The sequence below is a fragment of the Halomonas maura genome, assembly GCF_030409305.1.
Taxonomy (GTDB): domain Bacteria; phylum Pseudomonadota; class Gammaproteobacteria; order Pseudomonadales; family Halomonadaceae; genus Halomonas; species Halomonas maura.
This window is the reverse complement of the sequence record NZ_JAUFPQ010000010.1, coordinates 138,462-154,440: the sequence shown is the minus strand read 5'-3', so window position 1 is coordinate 154,440 and position 15,979 is coordinate 138,462. Positions and strand designations below refer to the sequence as shown.

The 15,979-nt window shown below is 70.6% G+C and carries 16 protein-coding genes and 1 tRNA gene; 5 read left to right on the top strand and 12 right to left on the bottom strand.

Features of this window, described 5'->3' with window-relative positions:
• Positions 1-89 precede the first annotated feature (89 nt).
• On the bottom strand, positions 90-1,118 hold the full coding sequence (locus QWY76_RS05065; RefSeq protein ID WP_290310021.1) for an alpha/beta hydrolase: 1,029 nt from the start codon (positions 1,116-1,118) through the stop codon (positions 90-92).
• Between the two features lie 41 nt (positions 1,119-1,159).
• On the bottom strand, positions 1,160-1,453 hold the full coding sequence (locus QWY76_RS05060) for a winged helix-turn-helix domain-containing protein (protein WP_290310020.1): 294 nt from the start codon (positions 1,451-1,453) through the stop codon (positions 1,160-1,162).
• A 224-nt stretch (positions 1,454-1,677) separates the two neighbouring features.
• Between QWY76_RS05060 and QWY76_RS05055 the strand changes: the two genes are divergently transcribed.
• The gene (locus QWY76_RS05055) at positions 1,678-2,979 is read left to right on the top strand and encodes an ATP-grasp domain-containing protein (RefSeq protein ID WP_290310019.1); all 1,302 of its coding nucleotides are present in this window, start codon (positions 1,678-1,680) and stop codon (positions 2,977-2,979) included.
• A 35-nt stretch (positions 2,980-3,014) separates the two neighbouring features.
• Positions 3,015-5,036 (top strand): CocE/NonD family hydrolase, encoded by a 2,022-nt coding sequence (locus QWY76_RS05050; RefSeq protein ID WP_290310018.1) that lies wholly within the window; start codon positions 3,015-3,017, stop codon positions 5,034-5,036.
• Here QWY76_RS05050 and bioA read toward each other — a convergent pair.
• The 7 genes from bioA to bioB all read right to left on the bottom strand — a co-directional run bounded on the left by bioA (position 5,033) and on the right by bioB (position 11,162).
• On the bottom strand, positions 5,033-6,304 hold the full coding sequence (gene bioA / locus QWY76_RS05045; protein WP_290310017.1) for an adenosylmethionine--8-amino-7-oxononanoate transaminase: 1,272 nt from the start codon (positions 6,302-6,304) through the stop codon (positions 5,033-5,035). The genes QWY76_RS05050 and bioA overlap by 4 nt on opposite strands.
• Before the next feature lie 229 nt (positions 6,305-6,533).
• A tRNA-Leu gene (locus tag QWY76_RS05040) sits at positions 6,534-6,618 on the bottom strand.
• Between the two features lie 45 nt (positions 6,619-6,663).
• On the bottom strand, positions 6,664-7,365 hold the full coding sequence (gene bioD, locus QWY76_RS05035) for a dethiobiotin synthase (protein WP_290310016.1): 702 nt from the start codon (positions 7,363-7,365) through the stop codon (positions 6,664-6,666).
• 1 nt (position 7,366) lies between these two features.
• Entirely contained in the window at positions 7,367-8,170 is an 804-nt protein-coding gene (locus tag QWY76_RS05030; RefSeq protein ID WP_290310015.1) for a methyltransferase domain-containing protein, read from the bottom strand.
• Positions 8,167-8,901, bottom strand: a complete 735-nt coding sequence (locus QWY76_RS05025) for an alpha/beta fold hydrolase (protein ID WP_290310014.1) — start codon at positions 8,899-8,901, stop codon at positions 8,167-8,169. Before QWY76_RS05025 ends, QWY76_RS05030 begins: the two co-directional genes overlap by 4 nt.
• On the bottom strand, positions 8,898-10,058 hold the full coding sequence (bioF, locus tag QWY76_RS05020) for an 8-amino-7-oxononanoate synthase (protein WP_290310013.1): 1,161 nt from the start codon (positions 10,056-10,058) through the stop codon (positions 8,898-8,900). The genes QWY76_RS05025 and bioF overlap by 4 nt, the downstream gene beginning before the upstream one ends.
• 6 nt (positions 10,059-10,064) lie before the next feature.
• Positions 10,065-11,162: a biotin synthase BioB gene (gene bioB / locus QWY76_RS05015; RefSeq protein WP_290310050.1), complete on the bottom strand. Its 1,098-nt coding sequence runs from the start codon at positions 11,160-11,162 to the stop codon at positions 10,065-10,067.
• A 70-nt stretch (positions 11,163-11,232) separates the two neighbouring features.
• On the opposite strand from bioB, the gene QWY76_RS05010 reads away from it, so the two are divergent.
• On the top strand, positions 11,233-11,940 hold the full coding sequence (locus QWY76_RS05010) for a ComF family protein (protein WP_290310012.1): 708 nt from the start codon (positions 11,233-11,235) through the stop codon (positions 11,938-11,940).
• A 24-nt stretch (positions 11,941-11,964) separates the two neighbouring features.
• Here the strand turns inward: QWY76_RS05010 and QWY76_RS05005 are convergent, their stop codons facing one another.
• On the bottom strand, positions 11,965-12,651 hold the full coding sequence (locus QWY76_RS05005) for a glutathione S-transferase family protein (RefSeq protein WP_290310011.1): 687 nt from the start codon (positions 12,649-12,651) through the stop codon (positions 11,965-11,967).
• Positions 12,652-12,683: 32 nt separating this feature from the next.
• Positions 12,684-13,319, bottom strand: coding sequence for a LysE family translocator (locus QWY76_RS05000; RefSeq protein WP_290310010.1), 636 nt, complete (start codon positions 13,317-13,319; stop codon positions 12,684-12,686).
• A 151-nt stretch (positions 13,320-13,470) separates the two neighbouring features.
• Here QWY76_RS05000 and QWY76_RS04995 point away from each other — a divergent pair, with 151 nt between their 5' ends.
• On the top strand, positions 13,471-14,460 hold the full coding sequence (locus QWY76_RS04995) for a serine/threonine protein kinase (protein WP_290310009.1): 990 nt from the start codon (positions 13,471-13,473) through the stop codon (positions 14,458-14,460).
• A gap of 75 nt (positions 14,461-14,535) precedes the next feature.
• Here QWY76_RS04995 and QWY76_RS04990 read toward each other — a convergent pair whose 3' ends face one another.
• Positions 14,536-15,063 (bottom strand): TraB/TrbI/VirB10 family type IV secretion system protein, encoded by a 528-nt coding sequence (locus QWY76_RS04990; RefSeq protein WP_290310008.1) that lies wholly within the window; start codon positions 15,061-15,063, stop codon positions 14,536-14,538.
• Positions 15,064-15,342: 279 nt separating this feature from the next.
• On the opposite strand from QWY76_RS04990, the gene folE reads away from it, so the two are divergent.
• Positions 15,343-15,900, top strand: a complete 558-nt coding sequence (folE, locus tag QWY76_RS04985) for a GTP cyclohydrolase I FolE (protein ID WP_290310007.1) — start codon at positions 15,343-15,345, stop codon at positions 15,898-15,900.
• The last annotated feature ends 79 nt before the right edge of the window (positions 15,901-15,979 follow it).

Below are 15,979 nucleotides of genomic sequence, written 5' to 3'. Positions count from 1 at the left end.
GAATAACCCGCTATTTAACGAAATGGATCGAATGGAGTTGGCCGAAAGACCGGGATTCACAGTAGATCAGCGTCAAGCCCGACAGGCTGCTAGCCGGCGCACAGTCGTCGGCGGGCCGATGCGGGGTCGAGCTCGTGACCGGAGGGCAGGACGGTCGCGGGGTCGTGCAGCCAGGCGGCGAGGTCGGCCTCGGTGCGGTCGCGCCGGGTATACCGGGTGAGCATATGGTAGCCGCCGGGATAGAGGACGAATCGCCAGGCCGGCGCACCGCCGTTCGCCTCGGGCAGCCGGTCGAGCAGGGCGCAGATCGCCTCGGGGGGAATCACCTGGTCCTCGTCGCCGTAGAGGATCAGCGCCGGGCCACGCAGATGCTCGGCGGCTTCCAGGGCGAGGCTCATGGTCTCGGCCACCCCGTAGAGGGTGTCCACCCGGGCGCGGCGCAGGATCAGTGGGTCCTCGGCGAGCTGCCGGCGGATCTCGGGGTCATCGGTGGGATGGATGCCGAGCCGGTGTGCCGTCTTGGCGGAGAAGCTCACGGAAGGGATCAGGCGTATACCGAGCCACAGGCTCAGCCGCTGGTACCAGGGCATGGCGTCGAGCCCCCAGACCGCCGGGGAGATCAGGATGCTGCCGTCCACCGGCGGTGGGCGGGCGTCGGCCAGGGCGAGCAGCACCACGGCGGCGCCCATGCTCTTGCCCACCAGATACAGCGGCGTCTGCGGATGCCGTTCACGCAACTGGCCGGCGACTAGCCTGACGTCGGCCGTCAGGCGCTGGTGTCCGGGCCAGAGGCGGCGTTGGGCGGTCCGCCCGAAGCCACGCTGATCGTGGGCGTAGACGCTGATGCCATGGGGTGTCATGGCCTCGGCCATCACCGCGAAGCTGCCGCCATGGTCGTTGAAGCCGTGCACCGCCAGCACCACGGCGTCGGCCTCCCCCTCGGCGGGCCAGTGCCGCAGCGGCAGGCGATAGCCGTCCTCGGCGATCACTCGGTCGTGTTCGATGCGGGCATGTGCGGCCCCGGGACCCGGTTGTTGCCGGATCGCCTCGCCACAACCGACCAGCAGCAGTCCGGTGAGCAGCAAGGCCAGGGGGCGATGAAGCGAGCTGACGATCATGGGGCTACCCGATGGTGCCGGCCGAGACCGTTGAGTGGGGCTCAGGGGTAGCCCAGGACCAGGCGCAGCCGCTCGGCGTGGCGGGCGACCCAGACGGGATCGATGGGACCCCAGTCGCGCACCACATAGTGGCCGACGTTGTGGCGCTGTCCCGGTGCCGGCTCGAACTCGCAGCGGATGTCCAGCTCCGCCAGGGCGGCCAGGGTATCCTGGGCCGTGCGCCGGGGCATGCCCGTGGCGTCCATGATGGCCGGCACGCTGGCGGTGCCGTTGGCCACCAGGTGAGCCACGTAGAGGCGCCGGTAGAAGCTGCTTTGCGTCTTGCTGAGTGCCATTGCGGTGTCCTGCCTCATTGTCAGCCTGTCAGCCTGACAGCCATGGCCGATCGACGCCAGGCACCGATGCCCCCTGTCCCCCGGCCGGCTTGGTTCACGGCCGGATCCTCCTCATTCGGTCAAGACAATGTCTCGAAAACGGACCATGCTTAACGTAAGGGCGCGCGATGGCGCCTCGTCGAGTGCTGCCCGACCGATCAGTCTGGCGAGGCGGGGAGAGGGGTATGGCGTGGAACGTCTTCGTGATTGGCCATGACGACTTGAGCCGACGCTTGCTGCCGACACTGCGACATGCCGAGGACTATGCCTTTCATGGGCTGCTGCCCCTGAACGAGGCGGTCCATGCTCAGGAGTATCACTTCGATCGCCTGGTGGCCGATGCGCTGGTCGAGCTGCAGCGCTTCCCCGACCCGGTGGATGCCATCGTGGGCGTCTGGGACTTTCCCACCACGGCGCTGCTGCCGGTGCTGCGCGATGCCATGGGCCATCGGGGGCCCACGCTGGAGGCGGTGCTTAAGTGCGAGCACAAGTACTGGAGTCGCCTGGAACAAGCGAAGGCGGTGCCCGAGTGCGTGCCCGCCTTCCAGGCCCTGGACCCCTTCGACGACCAGGCCATCGATACCCTCGAGGTGGACTACCCGTTCTGGATCAAGCCGGTCAAGGCGCACTCCTCCCAACTGGGGTTCCAAATCGACAACGAGCAACAGCTTCGCGAGGCCCTGCCCCAGATCCGGCGGGGGATCGGCAGGTTTGGCCAGCCGCTGGCCGAGGTGTGCACCCATCTCGACCTACCCGACGAGCTGGCCGAGATCGATGGCCACCATTGCGTGGTGGAGCAGATCATCTCGGCGGGCCGGCAATGCACCCTCGAAGGTTATGTCCAGAACGGGCGGATGCAGCTGACCGGCATCATCGACAGCGTCCGAGACACCCGGCACCCCTCCGTGCTGATGCGCTTCGAGTATCCCAGCGCGCTGCCCGATGACGTCCAGGCGCGTATCATCGACATCAGCCGCCGAGTCATGACGCATATCGGCTACGACGATGCCCCCTTCAATATCGAGTTCTACCATGATGACGAGAGTGATCGCATCTGGTTGCTCGAGATCAACCCCCGGCTGTCCCGCTCCCATGCGCCGCTCTTCAAGCTGGTGGATGGAGCCCCGCACTACCAGGTGATGGTGGACGTGGCCCTGGGCATGACGCCACGCATGCCCCACCGGGAAGGCCGCTACGCAGTCGCCGCCAAGCAGATGCTGAGGGTCTTCCAGGGCGGTGTCGTTCGCCGTGTACCGACGGCGGAGGAAATCCGCCTGGTGGAGGCGGCCTATCCGGGTACCCTCGTCGAGCTGAATGTGCGGAACGGCATGGCCCTGGAGTCGTTGCTGCATCAGGATTCCTTCTCCTGGGAGCTGGGGGTGCTGTTCACCGGCGCCGACAGCTACCAGGGGCTGCTGGAGCGGATACGGCTGTGTCGGGAGGGACTGCCGTTCGTCATCGCGCCACCTTCCCGGGAGGGCGCCTGAGCGGGGCCTGCCGGCCAGGGCAGGAGGAGGCTTGCATGAGAGAGGTGAGCGACTTTCCCCATGCCGTCGAGTGTCTCGATCCCGTGTGGATACCGATGGAAGACGGGGTCCGCCTCAACGCGCGCATCTGGTTGCCCGAGGCGGCCCGACGGCGGCCGGTGCCCGCCGTGCTCGAGTACATTCCCTATCGCCTGCGTGACGGTTCGGCGCGGCGGGATGCCGTGCATCACCACTATTTCGCCGGGCATGGCTATGCGGCGGTGCGGGTCGATCTGCGCGGCAGCGGAGACTCCGAGGGCGTGTTGGAGGACGAATACCTCGAGCGAGAGCTGGCGGACGGCGAGGCCATCCTGCGCTGGCTGGCGGCCCAGCCCTGGTGTGATGGTCGGGTCGGCATGATCGGCATCTCCTGGGGCGGCTTCAACGGCCTGCAGCTGGCGGCCCGCCAGCCCCCGGAGCTCAAGGCGGTGGTCAGCGTCTGTTCCACGGATGACCGCTACGCCGACGACGTGCACTACATGGGCGGTTGCCTGCTGGGCGACAACCTGTCCTGGGCCTCGACCATGTTCGCCTACAACTCCTTGCCCCCGGATCCCGCCGTGGTGGGCGAGGCCTGGCGCGACATGTGGCGCCAGCGCCTGGAGGGCAGCGGCCTGTGGCTGGCCACCTGGCTCGAGCATCCGCACCGCGACACCTACTGGCGACATGGATCCATCTGCGAGGATTTCTCCCGGGTGCGGGTGCCGGTGCTGGCCGCCAGCGGCTGGGCGGACGGCTATTCCAATGCCGTGATGCGCCTGGTCGAGCACCTGCCGGGGCCCTGTCAGGGCCTGATCGGCCCCTGGAGCCACAAGTATCCCCACCTGGGCGAGCCGGGGCCGGCGATCGGTTTCCTGCAGGAATGCCTGCGCTGGTGGGATCAGTGGCTGAAGGGGCAGGAGCGGGGCATTCGCGAGGACCCGGCGCTCAGGGTGTGGATGCAGGACAGCGTGCCGCCCACCACCCGCTACGGGCACCGCCCGGGGCGCTGGGTCGCCGAGCCCCGCTGGCCGTCGCCGGCCATCGAGCCCTGGCGATTGCCACTGGCACCGCGGCGGTTATGCCTCGACGGCCAGCGGCGGCGCGAGCACTCGGCGCTGACGGTCCAGTCGCCGCTGACCTGTGGCCTGTTCGCCGGCAAGTGGTGCTCCTATGCCGCCGGCCCCGATCTCGCCCATGACCAGCGCCAGGAGGATGGCGGGGCGCTGATCTTCGACAGCCCGCCGCTGGGCGCATCGGTGGAGATCCTCGGCGGCCCGCGACTCGAGCTGGACGTCTCGGCCGACCGGCCCGTCGCCATGGTGGCGGCGCGCCTCTCGGACGTCGCTCCCGATGGCAAGGCGACGCGGGTGACCTATGGCCTGCTCAACCTCACCCATCGGGACGGCCATGCCGCCCCCGAGGCGCTGGAACCGGGGCGCCGCTACCGGGTAGCGGTGCGGCTCAACGACGTGGCCCAGGTGTTCCCCCAGGGCCATCGGCTGCGGCTGGCGATCTCCACCTCCTACTGGCCGCTGGCCTGGCCGTCTCCCCTGTGCGCGCGCCTGACCATCCACGACTCGGGCAGCGTGCTGGAGCTGCCCCGCCGGCCGCCGCGTGCCGAGGATGACGCGGTCGTCTTCGACGCGCCGGAGGGGGCACCGACCATCCCGGTGACCCTGCTGGCGCCCGAGCATCACAACTGGTATGTGCATCGTGACCTGGCCGAGGACCTCTCGACGCTGGAGGTGGTCAACGACCGGGGGCGGTTGCGGCTCGAGGACTCCGGGCTGGAGGTGCAGGTCAAGGCGGTGGAGCGCTACTGTTCCCGGGCCGACGACTTCGACTCCCCGACGGGCACCACCTGCTGGGAGCGCTCGCTGAAGCGCGGCGACTGGGAGGTGACCACCATCACCCGCACCGTCCTCGCCGCCACGCCCGAGGACTTCCAGCTGCATGCCACCCTGGACGCCTACGAGGGAGAGCGTCGCGTCCATTGCCGCAGCTGGGACCGGCGCATTCCTCGCCGGCTGGTCTAGGCCGACAGGAACCAGTCCTTCATCGCCCCGGTGATGCGGCGCATGTCGTCCTCGTCGGTGATATAGGCCGGCATGGTATAGAGCCAGCGGCCGAAGGGGCGCAGCCAGACGCCTCGCTGCCTGGCGAAGGCGGCCGCACCCTCGAGACTCGTGGCGTCGTGGACCTCGATCACCGCGGTGGCGCCGAGCACGCGCACGTCGGCGACCGCCGGATGGTCGGCAAGCGCCGCGTCGTCGCGCAGCTCCTCGCACAGCACGCCATTGAGGGTCTGGATGCGGCCCAGGTAGTCGTCCTCCTCGAAGACCGCCAGACTCTCGAGGGCCACCCGACAGGCCAGCGGGTTGCCCATGAAGGTGGGGCCGTGCATGAAGGCATGCAGTTCGCTGTCGCCGATGAAGGCGTCATGGACCCGGTCGGTGGCCAGGGTCGCGGCGTGGCCCAGGTAGCCACCGGTGAGGCCCTTGGAGAGCACCATGATGTCGGGGGTCACGTCGGCATGGTCGGCGGCGAACAGCCGCCCGGTGCGGCCGAAGCCGGTGGCTACCTCGTCGAACACCAGCAGCACGTCGAATTCCTCGCACAGCGCCCGGGCGCCGCGCAGGTAATGGGGCGAGGTCATGTTGAGCCCGCCGGCGGCCTGCAGCAGCGGCTCCATCAACAGCGCGCCGATTTCCTGGTGATGGGCCTCGAGCACCTGGCGCAGGGCGTCGAGGTCGGCCTGCACCTCGGCCTCGCTGGCCTCGAAGGAGGCGGTGGGGGCGGGAGCGAAGTGATGCTGGGGCAGGAAGCCGGCGAACAGCGAGTGCATGCCTTCTTCCGGATCGCACACCGCCATGCAGCCGGCGGTATCGCCGTGGTACGCCTTCATCAGCGTCAGCATGCGATGCTTGGCCGGCTTGCCGCGCAGGTAGTGGTACTGCACGGCCATCTTCATGGCCACTTCCATGCCCACCGAGCCGCTGTCGGAGAAGAAGACATGGTTCAGTCCCTCGGGCGAGATGCGCACGAGTTCCCGGGCCAGGCGGTCGGCGGGGTCGTGGGTCAGCCCCCCGAGCATCACGTGGCAGAGTTCGTCGGCCTGGCGCTGGATGGCCTCGACCAGTCGCGGGTGGCGGTAGCCGTGGATCATGCACCACCAGGAGCAGGTGGCGTCGAGCAGCGACTCGCCGCCCTCCAGGGTGAAGCGGGGGCCCTCGCCGCCGACCACCTTGGGGGCGGGAGACTGGGTCTTGAGGTGGGCATAGGGGTGCCAGACGGGGGATGGCATCGGGCCTCCTGGGCGCAAGCGGACGGTGGACGGGCGGGTGCCCGAGCCGGCGGGGCGACCGCCGATTGGCTCCCTACCTTACATGTAAACCCGGTGTCGATGAAGGGGTTGACCATGGGCGCGGCCAGCGGTTCGGGCCGGTACGGGCACGACGGCATGCAGGAGCATGCTCCGGGCGATAAGGAGGAGCGGCCGGGGCGATTCCCGGATACCACGGGAGCAGAGATGATGGTGCGGATGGGGAGACTTGAACTCCCACGCCCGAAGGCACCAGAACCTAAATCTGGCGTGTCTACCAATTCCACCACATCCGCACGGGCTAGGCAGGCGTCAACATTGTACGGACGCCCGGTGCCAAGTCAATTGTGATCGGGTAGCCGCAGGTGATGCGCCGCGGCCCGCGCCCGGGCGTCCGGCGTCTCGGCATCGAGCCGTGGCACCACGCCGAGGCAGGGGGCCGCCAGGCAGCGCTCCAGGGTGGCCAGGTTGTCCCGGTAGAGGGCCGCGTCCTCGGCGAAGCCGGGGTCGATGAGGTTGCCCACCCAGCCGGCCAGCGCCAGGCCGTCGGCACGCACCGCCTCGGCGGTGAGCCGGGCATGACTCAGGCAGCCGAGCCTCAGGCCCACCACCAGGATCACCGACAGCTCGAGGCGCCGGGCCAGCCCGGCGAGGTCCTCATCGTCATTGAGCGGCACCCGCCAGCCACCGGCTCCCTCGATCAGCGTCAGGTCGCGGGCCTCGGCCAGCGCCTCGGCGCTACGCTCGACCAGGGCGTCGAGGGTTGGTATCTCGCCGGCCCGCCGGGCGGCCAGGTGCGGGGCGATGGCCGGCGCATAGGCGAAGGGGTTGACGGTGGCATAGGGCGGGGCGGGCACGCTCTGTGCCTGCAGCGTCAGGGCGTCGATGTTGCGCAGGCCCTGCGGCGTGGACTCGCAGCCGGAGGCGATCGGCTTGAGTCCCAGGGTGGTGAGGCCCTCGCGATGGGCCAGGGCCAGCAGGCCACTGGTCACCAGGGTCTTGCCGGCGTCGGTGTCGGTGCCGGTGACGAAGTAGACGGCCATCTCAGCGCTCCAGGGTCAGGGTCAGCAGGCGATAGGAGACGGGCAGGCCCGCCGGGGTGCGCAGGGCCTCGAAGCGCCGCGCGGCGCGGGCCACATCGTCCCGCGACAGCCGCGAACCGCGGCGGGCCACCTGGGCCCCGACGCCCTTGATGGAGGCCATCACCGCGGCCAGGTCCGGGTAGTGGAAGCGCTCGGTGCGCTCCTCGAGGGTCACGCCGCGAAAGCCGGCCCGGTGGCCAGCCAGGCGATGCGCCCCGGCGTCGCGAAAGCCCAGCAGGGCGGCGGGCCGTTCCGGCCGCGACCAGGCCTGGTGCACCTCGGCCAGGGTCCCGGGGCCCAGGGTATTGATCAGGGCGCGCCCCCCGGGTCGCAGCACGCGGTTCAGCTCGGCCATCACCGCATCCAGATCCGGGCACCACTGGATCGCCAGGTTCGAGACCACCAGGTCGAGGCTGGCCGTGGCCAGCGGCAGGGCGCTGGCGTCGCCGACCAGCCAGCGGATGCCGGTGGGGTGGCGCCGGCGGGCCTGGTCCAGCATGCCGGGGGCCAGGTCCAGGCCGGTGACCCGGCAGGCGTCGCCGTAGCGCCGGGCCAGGTCGGCGGTCATCGCCCCGGGGCCGCAGCCCAGGTCCAGCACTCGCTCGGCACGGGCCGGCAGGCGCTCGAGCAGGGTCTCGCCCATGGCCTGCTGGGCCAGGGCCCGCTCGCGGTAATGGGGCGCGGCCCGGGAAAAGGCGCGGGCCACCCGGGCCCGCCACTCGGGGTCGTCCGGGCGCTGCTTGTCGAGCATCGGCTGGGCGGTCATGACAGGGCCTCCGGTGCGATGGGGGGCGCGGCCGGGGTGGCGGCGACGGCGGCCAGCAGCGCCGCCAGGCGCACGGGCTGGCTGAGCATCGGACAGTGGCCGGCGTTGGCCAGCCGCCAGTCGGCGGCCTCGCGCACCGCGGGGGCGAGCAGCGGGTCGGCCTCCCCCGCCAGGCGGTACACCGAGCAGGGCGCGGCCCCCTGTTGCCGGCCGGTGTCCAGGCGTGCCAGCTGGTCGAGGCCGGCGGCCAGGGTCGTCAGGCCGGCCACCGGCGCCTGACCGATCCGCGCCAGCAGCTGGCGATGGGCGGCCCGGGGCGACGGTTCGCCGCGCAGCTGCCAGCGCAGGAAGTGGGCGCGGGTGGCCTCGGGATCGCGGCGGAAGGCACGACGGAAGGTGGCGAGTTCCTCGTCGCCGACGCCCTCCGGGTGACAGAAGCGCGGGCCCATGCCGATGACCACCAGGGCGCGGGGGGGCGGCAGGTGATCGAGCAGGGCCTCGGCCAGCAGGCCGCCCAGGGACCAGCCCACCCAGACGGCGTCTGCCGGCAGCGCCTCGGCCATGACCCTGGCCGTGTCGGCCAGGCAGGTCGGTTCCTGACAGTCCGGCTGCGAGCCGTAGCCGGGCCAGTCGGGGGCGCTCACCCGTACCCCCGGCGGCCAGTGGCCCTCCAGGGCCTGCCAGATGCGGGCGTCGCAGCCCCAGCCGGAGAGCAGCACCAGGCGGCTCATGCCGTCTCCTCCCGGGCGCAGCTCGCCAGCGCCTCCAGCAGGGCGTCCAGGGCGTCGTCGCCATGGGCAGCACTCAGGGTGACGCGCAGCCGGGCCTCGCCCTGGGGCACCGTGGGGGCGCGGATGGCGCCGACCCGCAGGCCGCTCTCGCCCAGTCTGGCCGCCCAGCGCATCACCCGCTCGCTGTCGCCCAGCACGACGGGCTGGATGGGGGTGGTCGACGCCCCCAGCGGCAGGCCGAGCGTCGCCGCCTCGCGGCGGAAGCGGGCAATGCGCTCCTGAAGCCGACTACGGTGCTCGGGTTCGCTTGCCAGGATGTCCAGGGCGGCCAGGGTCGCCGCGGCCACGCCGGGGGGCTGGGCGGTGGTATAGACGTAGGGGCGGGCGAACTGGATCAGCTGCTCGACCAGTGCCTCGCTGCCGGCGACGAAGGCGCCGGCGGTGCCCAGCGCCTTGCCCAGGGTGCCGACCAGCACCGGTACGTCGTCCACGCCGTGGGCACGGCCCACGCAGCCATCGCCATGCTCGCCGAGCACGCCGAGGCCGTGGGCGTCGTCGACCATCAGCCAGGCCCGGTGGCGCCGGCAGGTGGCGGCGAGGCCGGCGATATCGGCGGTGTCGCCGTCCATGCTGAAGACGCCGTCGCTGACCACCAGGCGCGGGGCCTCGTCGGGGGCGCGCGCCAGCAGGGCGGCGAGGTCGTCGAGGTCGCGGTGGTGGAAGCGCCGCGAGGGGCTGCCGGCGAGCCGGGCCCCGTCGAGCAGCGAGGCGTGGTTGAGGCGATCCTGAAAGATCCGGCAGTGCCGGTCGCAGAGGGCCTGGAGGGTGCCCAGGTTGGCCATGTAGCCGGTGGAGAACAGCAGCGCCCGGGGCCGGCCGGTGAGCTCGGCCAGGCGCTGTTCCAGGGCCTCGTGGACCGTCAGGTGGCCGCAGACCAGGTGCGAGGCCCGGGCGCCGGCGCCGAAGCGGCGGGCCCCCTCCGCCTGGGCCTCGGCCAGGCGCGGGTCCCGGGCCAGGCCCAGGTAGTCGTTGCCGGCGAAGTCGATGAGCGGCTCATCGTCCGCCAGGGTGGGCCGCTGTCGCCACAGGCCCTCGGCCCGGCGTGTCTCGGCACGCTCGGCCAGGCGGCGCTGCCAGGGGTCGACGCTGACGGTCATGGCCGATCAGGCCTGGGCCGCGTCGTAGAACAGCTCGCTGCCGCGCTGGCGCTGGATGGCCCCCTCCAGGGCGGCTTCCGCCTGGCCGTCGTCGGCACAGGTCTCGCGGCGCTCCGGGTGCAGGCCGAGCTTGTCGAACAGTGCCCGGTCGCGCTCCACCTGGGGGTTGCCGGTGGTCAGCAGGGTATCGCCGTAGAAGATGGAGTTGGCACCGGCGAGGAAGGCCATGGCCTGGGTCGACTCGGACATCTGCTCGCGTCCGGCGGAGAGCCGCACATGGCTCTTCGGCATCAGGATGCGGGCCACGGCGATGGCACGGATGAATTCCAGCGGGTCGAGGTCCTCGACGTCTTCCAGCGGCGTGCCGGGCACCTTGACCAGCATGTTGATGGGCACGGACTCCGGATGCGGCTCGAGACGCACCAGCTGCTGGAGCAGGGCGGCCCGGTCCCGCGGCGCCTCGCCCATGCCGAGGATGCCGCCGGAGCAGACCTTCATGCCGGCCTCGCGGACATTGGCCAGGGTATCCAGGCGGTCGGCATAGCTCCGGGTGGTGATGATCTCGCCGTAGTAGTCCGGCGAGGTGTCGAGGTTGTGGTTGTAGTAGTCGAGGCCGGCCTCGGAGAGGCGCCTGGCCTGGTCGGTGTCGACCATGCCCAGCGTCATGCAGGTCTCCAGTCCCAGGGCCTTGACCCGGCCGACCATCTCCAGCACCACCTCGAGGTCGCGCTCGCGTGGGCTCTTCCAGGCCGCGCCCATGCAGAAGCGGCTGGCGCCGGACTCCTTGGCGGCGCGGGCCTGCTCCACCACCTTCTCGATCTCGAGCAGCTTCTCCTTGCCGAGTCCGGTGTTGTAGTGCCCGGACTGCGGACAGTACTTGCAGTCCTCGGGACAGGCGCCGGTCTTGATCGACAGCAGCGTGGAGACCTGGACGGCATTGGGATCGAAGTGCGCCCGATGAACCTGCTGGGCACGAAACAGCAGGTCATTGAAGGGCAGCGCGAACAGGGCCTCGATCTCCTCCAGGCTCCAGTCATGGCGGATGGCCGGCCGGGCGGCTAGGGTCAAGGCATCCGGGGCGGTATCGGGGAGTTGGGCAGGCATGGCGGGCTCGCTTATGGTCAACGGGTCGCGGATCGCGGGGTTGATCGACAGGGTACGGGGACGGTGGGGCATGTCAACCTTCCGCCGGCGGGAAGTTGACGACTGGTTGCGTCTCGTCCTGCCGGGGCGCTGCCTGTTCTGCCTGGCGGACAGCGAGGGCGGCCGCCCCTGGTGTGCCGCCTGCTTCGCGGCACTGCCCTGGAATCGCACGGCCTGCCCGCACTGCGGCGAGCCCCAGTCCGGCCAGGCGCAGGGACGAGTCTGCGGACGCTGTCTGCGACGTCCGCCGGCCTTCGACCGGAGCCGGGTAGCCCTGCGCTACGAGGACGAGGTGGCGGCACTGCTGCAGCGCTTCAAGTTCCATGCCTCACCGCGGGCCGGAGCGGTGCTGCTGGCGCTGCTGGAGGCGGGCTGTCGGCCACCGCCGGGAGAGGGGCCCCAGGCCCTGCTGGCGGTGCCCCTGCACCCGCAGCGGGCACGCCAGCGGGGCTTCGACCAGGGCCGCTGGCTGGCCGAGCGACTGTCGGCACGGCTGGGGATCCCGTTGCGCCGGGCGCAGCGTCGTCGTGACACGCCGAGTCAGCGCGGCCTCGATCGTCGCCGGCGACGGGGCAACCTGCGCGGCGCCTTCCGGGTCGACGAGCCCCTGCCCGAGCGGGTGGCCCTGCTCGACGACGTGATGACCACCGGCGCGACCCTGGATGCCCTGGCGCGCGCCTGTCGCCGGGCGGGCGCCGAGGATATCGAGGCCTGGGCCATCGCCCGCACGCCGCTCTAGATCTCCTGAGCCGCGCAGCAGGGCTCAGGGCGCACAGCGATGATCCGCCAGCCACTCGCCGGCGGCCAGGGCCTCGCGTTCGTGGGGCTCGTCCCGCCAGGGCTCGGCCAGGGCGGCGCGATACCAGTCCTGCATGCCCGGCCGGGCCAGCAGGCGCTCGACGTAGTCGCGGGCGCTCGACCCCAGGGCCAGTTCGAAGCCCTGCACCCGGAAGGCGACGGGGGCAAAGAAGGCGTCCACGGCGCTGAAGGCTTCACCGGCCAGGAAGGGGCCGCCGAAGGCCTCGAGCCCTTGTTGCCAGAGTTCCTCGAGCCGCGCCAGGTCGTGGCGCAGCGGGGTGGAGGGTGTCGTCACCCGTACCCGCAGGCCACAGTTCATCGGGCACTCGCCTCTCAATGCGCTGAATCCCGAGTGCATCTCGGCGCAGGCCGAACGGGCCCAGGCGCGCGCTGCGCTGTCCTCCGGCCAGACGCCGGCGTGGCGCTCGGCCAGGTATTCCACGATCGCCAGGGAGTCCCAGACGGCGAGCTCGCCGTCGATGAGGCAGGGCACCTTCCCCGTGGGAGAGAAGGCCCGGAACGATGCCCAGCTCGAGCCGGCGTCGAAGGGCGTCAGCCGCTCCGCGAAGGGGATCTCGAGCTCGCGCATCAGCAGCCAGGGGCGCAGCGACCAGGACGAGTAGTTCTTGTTGGCGATATGCAGTCGATACATGGCGGACTCCGGCGCAGGGAATAGCGATCGTTTCAGGGCGACGAGGCGATCAGTGAGCCGCCGGCGGCCATGAACAGGCCGCCGGTGGCGCGATGGAAGCACCTGGCGCGCCGCGGGTGGCGGAACCACTGGCCCAGCCCCGACCCCATGGCGGCGTAGAGCGACATCAGGCCGAGATCGACCACCAGCCAGGTGGCAGCCAGGATGGCGAACTGGACGAGCCGGGGCTCGCCCACGGCGATGAAGTTGGGGAAGAGGGCGGCGAAGAACAGCAGGTCCTTGGGGTTGCCGATGCCGACCAGCAAGCCCTGGCGGAACAGCCGGGCCACGGGGACGGCCGGGAGACGGGCCTCGGGCGTCGCCGCGGGCAGCAGGGCCTCGCCGCCGGGGCGTCGCCAGGCCTGCACGCCGAGCAGGATCAGATAGGCCCCGCCCACCACCTTCAGGACGTGGAAGGCCGTCTCCGAGGCCGCCAGGATGGCGCCGAGCCCCAGCGACGACAGCAGCATCAGCACCAGGGACGCCAGCGTGCCACCCAGCACGGTGGCCGAGGCGCGGCGACGGCCGAAACGCAGGCCGTGGCTGGTACAGAGCAGGGCGACCGGGCCGGGGAAGATGATCAGTGCGACGATCACGCCGACATAGGTGATCCAGGTGAGTCCGTCCATGGGCAATGTCTCCGACGGGGGATCGAGCGCTCATCGGCCTCCCGCCGATGGATCCTCGAGCATAGGCCAGCCGGCATCCGATGGCCAGGCCGGTGGCGCGGCGGGGCAGGCGGTTTTGCTATCATGGGGCTTTGCCCCGACCGGAGTGCCCATGAACGACGCGACCCACCCCTTCGCCCGCCTCGCCCCCGCCCGGGTGGTGGCGGCGGTGGAGTCCCTGGGCTTCTGGCTGCCCGGCGAGCCCTTCGCGCTCAACAGCTACGAGAACCGGGTCTACCTGGTGCACGACGACGAGCGGCGCCGCTGGGTGGTCAAGTTCTACCGTCCCGCGCGCTGGAGCGATGCCCAGATCCAGGAAGAACACGACTTCCTGGCCGAGCTCGAGGCCGCGGGCGTGGCGGTGGCCGCCCCCTGGCGCGATGCCGCCGGCGTCAGCCTCCACCACGCCGAGGGGTTCCGTTTCGCGGTGTTTCCCCAGTTGCCGGGCCAGGCGCCGGAACTGGAAGACCCGGCCCACTTGTTCGCCCTGGGCGAGGTCATCGGCGCCATGCACGCGGTCGGCGCCCGCCGCCCCTTCGCTCATCGTCGGGTCATGGACCTGGACGCCATGGTCGCGGAGGCCTGCGAGGGCGTGCTGGCGAGCGGCTGGCTGGACCGCCGCCAGCGGCTCGCCTACCAGCGGGTCACCGAGGCCCTGCGTCCCGCCCTGGTGGCCCAGGCCTGGCCATCCACATGGAACCTGCGCGTCCACGGCGACTGCCATCTGGGCAACATGCTGGGGCGCGACGAGCACTTCGCCCTGGTCGACTTCGACGACTGCCTGATGGCCCCGGCGGTGCAGGATCTGTGGATGCTGCTCACCGCCCAGGAGGAAGGCGAGCGGCAGATGCAGCTCTCGGAGGTGGTCGAGGGCTACGAGCAGCATCGCGACTTCGACCGCCGCGAGCTGGCGCTGGTGGAGCCCCTGCGGACCCTGCGCCTGCTGCGCCACAGTGCCTGGCTGGTGGCCCGCTGGGACGATCCGGCCTTTCCCCGGGCCTTTCCCTGGCTGGCCGACGCGGGCTACTGGGACACGCATATCCGCGAACTGGAGCAGCAGCGCCAGGTGCTGTCGCGTGCGCCGCGCTGGCTCGCCCGGTGAGCCGGCCCCGGGGCCCAACGCAAGACGCCCCCTCGCAGGGGGCGTCGGCGATCGCGGTGTCGCAACGGGTCGCGGTTATTCGCCGCTGGCGGCGTCGTCCTGGTCGGGATCGGCCTGGCGGCGCTCGGCATTGAGCCGGGCCGAGGGGTTGGCCTGCTGCTCGATGTGGATCGGGTGGGTGATGGTCAGCAGGAAGCTGTCGTCCGGTGTCAGGCGACACTGGTCGTCTTCGCAGGCGGCGATGCCGAAGTGGCCGTCGCGGTCGTAGGCGCCGGCCGTGAGTTCACCGCTGTAGATCTCGCTGTCGCCGCCCTCGGCCTCGATGCAGGTCAGGGAATGGGTGGTCAGGCGGATGCGCTCGCCGTCGCGCTGGGCGTCGCCGATCACCACGCAGTAGTCCGGCAGTCGGTGGCTGCCATCCCCGCCGTCCACCGGGCGTAGCACGATATCGTCGCGGCGCGGGGTCTGGGCGTCGAGCACGAGGTCGTCGACGACCTCCATCTCGACCCGGGCGTCGGCGGGCAATTCGAGGGTGTCGCCCATGGCCAGGCTCGGCAGTGCCAGGGCGGTGGCCATCAGCAGCAGGGTGGGGGTCTTGATCATGTCGGCTCTCGGGAGTGACTTGGGCTCAGCATGAAGGTGGTCTTACCTTACCACAGGCCGGGGGGGCGGGCAGCCGTGCGCCGTCATGGCACGCGCGACATTCTGCCACTGGCCGGGCGGCGCCGGCCACTGCGCCCGGCGCCGCCATGCGCTAGAATTGTGGCCTTCCGGACCCATCTGCTTGTACGTGGATGGGGTGATGTATAGTTTGTGTATAACGGTGTGGTGGCCGGGCCTGTGCCCACGCACCGCGACAACGACACTGCATGGGACCTGACCATGACCGAACAACTCGCCAACCACTATCGCCGGATCATCGAGGAACTCGGGGAGAACCCCGAGCGTGAAGGCCTGCGCGACACCCCCAAGCGGGCCGCCAAGGCCATGCAGTTCCTCAATCACGGTTATTCCCAGTCGCTGGAAGAAATCGTCAACGGGGCGGTCTTCGAGTCGGACACCGATGAGATGGTGCTGGTCAAGGACATCGAACTGTACTCGATGTGCGAGCACCACCTGCTGCCCTTCATCGGCAAGTGCCACATCGCCTACCTGCCGCGGGGCAAGGTGCTGGGCCTGTCCAAGTTCGCCCGCATCGTCGACATGTATGCCCGGCGCATGCAGATCCAGGAGAACCTGACACGCCAGATCGCCGAGGCCGTCCAGCAGGTGACCGAGGCTCGGGGCGTGGCCGTGGTGATCGAGGCGCGTCACCTGTGCATGATGATGCGCGGGGTGGAGAAGCAGAACTCGAGCATGACCTCTTCGGTGATGCTGGGGACGTTCCGGGAAAAGATGAGCACTCGCCAGGAGTTCTTGACATTGATAAAGCCCGTCTGAACTCGTCATTCCCCCTCCTGATCGCTGCACGATGAGCTGTACAGCACAGGAGGGGCTTCAGGAGGGCATGAAACAAGCC

Bases quoted from the DNA above. Each gene is read 5' to 3' on its own strand.
- QWY76_RS05065 (WP_290310021.1), bottom strand. From the start codon at position 1,118: ATGATCGTCAGCTCGCTTCATCGCCCCCTGGCCTTGCTGCTCACCGGA.
- QWY76_RS05060 (WP_290310020.1), bottom strand. From the start codon at position 1,453: ATGGCACTCAGCAAGACGCAAAGCAGCTTCTACCGGCGCCTCTACGTG.
- QWY76_RS05055 (WP_290310019.1), top strand. From the start codon at position 1,678: ATGGCGTGGAACGTCTTCGTGATTGGCCATGACGACTTGAGCCGACGC.
- QWY76_RS05050 (WP_290310018.1), top strand. From the start codon at position 3,015: ATGAGAGAGGTGAGCGACTTTCCCCATGCCGTCGAGTGTCTCGATCCC.
- bioA (WP_290310017.1), bottom strand. From the start codon at position 6,304: ATGCCATCCCCCGTCTGGCACCCCTATGCCCACCTCAAGACCCAGTCT.
- bioD (WP_290310016.1), bottom strand. From the start codon at position 7,365: ATGGCCGTCTACTTCGTCACCGGCACCGACACCGACGCCGGCAAGACC.
- QWY76_RS05030 (WP_290310015.1), bottom strand. From the start codon at position 8,170: ATGACCGCCCAGCCGATGCTCGACAAGCAGCGCCCGGACGACCCCGAG.
- QWY76_RS05025 (WP_290310014.1), bottom strand. From the start codon at position 8,901: ATGAGCCGCCTGGTGCTGCTCTCCGGCTGGGGCTGCGACGCCCGCATC.
- bioF (WP_290310013.1), bottom strand. From the start codon at position 10,058: ATGACCGTCAGCGTCGACCCCTGGCAGCGCCGCCTGGCCGAGCGTGCC.
- bioB (WP_290310050.1), bottom strand. From the start codon at position 11,162: ATGCCTGCCCAACTCCCCGATACCGCCCCGGATGCCTTGACCCTAGCC.
- QWY76_RS05010 (WP_290310012.1), top strand. From the start codon at position 11,233: ATGTCAACCTTCCGCCGGCGGGAAGTTGACGACTGGTTGCGTCTCGTC.
- QWY76_RS05005 (WP_290310011.1), bottom strand. From the start codon at position 12,651: ATGTATCGACTGCATATCGCCAACAAGAACTACTCGTCCTGGTCGCTG.
- QWY76_RS05000 (WP_290310010.1), bottom strand. From the start codon at position 13,319: ATGGACGGACTCACCTGGATCACCTATGTCGGCGTGATCGTCGCACTG.
- QWY76_RS04995 (WP_290310009.1), top strand. From the start codon at position 13,471: ATGAACGACGCGACCCACCCCTTCGCCCGCCTCGCCCCCGCCCGGGTG.
- QWY76_RS04990 (WP_290310008.1), bottom strand. From the start codon at position 15,063: ATGATCAAGACCCCCACCCTGCTGCTGATGGCCACCGCCCTGGCACTG.
- folE (WP_290310007.1), top strand. From the start codon at position 15,343: ATGACCGAACAACTCGCCAACCACTATCGCCGGATCATCGAGGAACTC.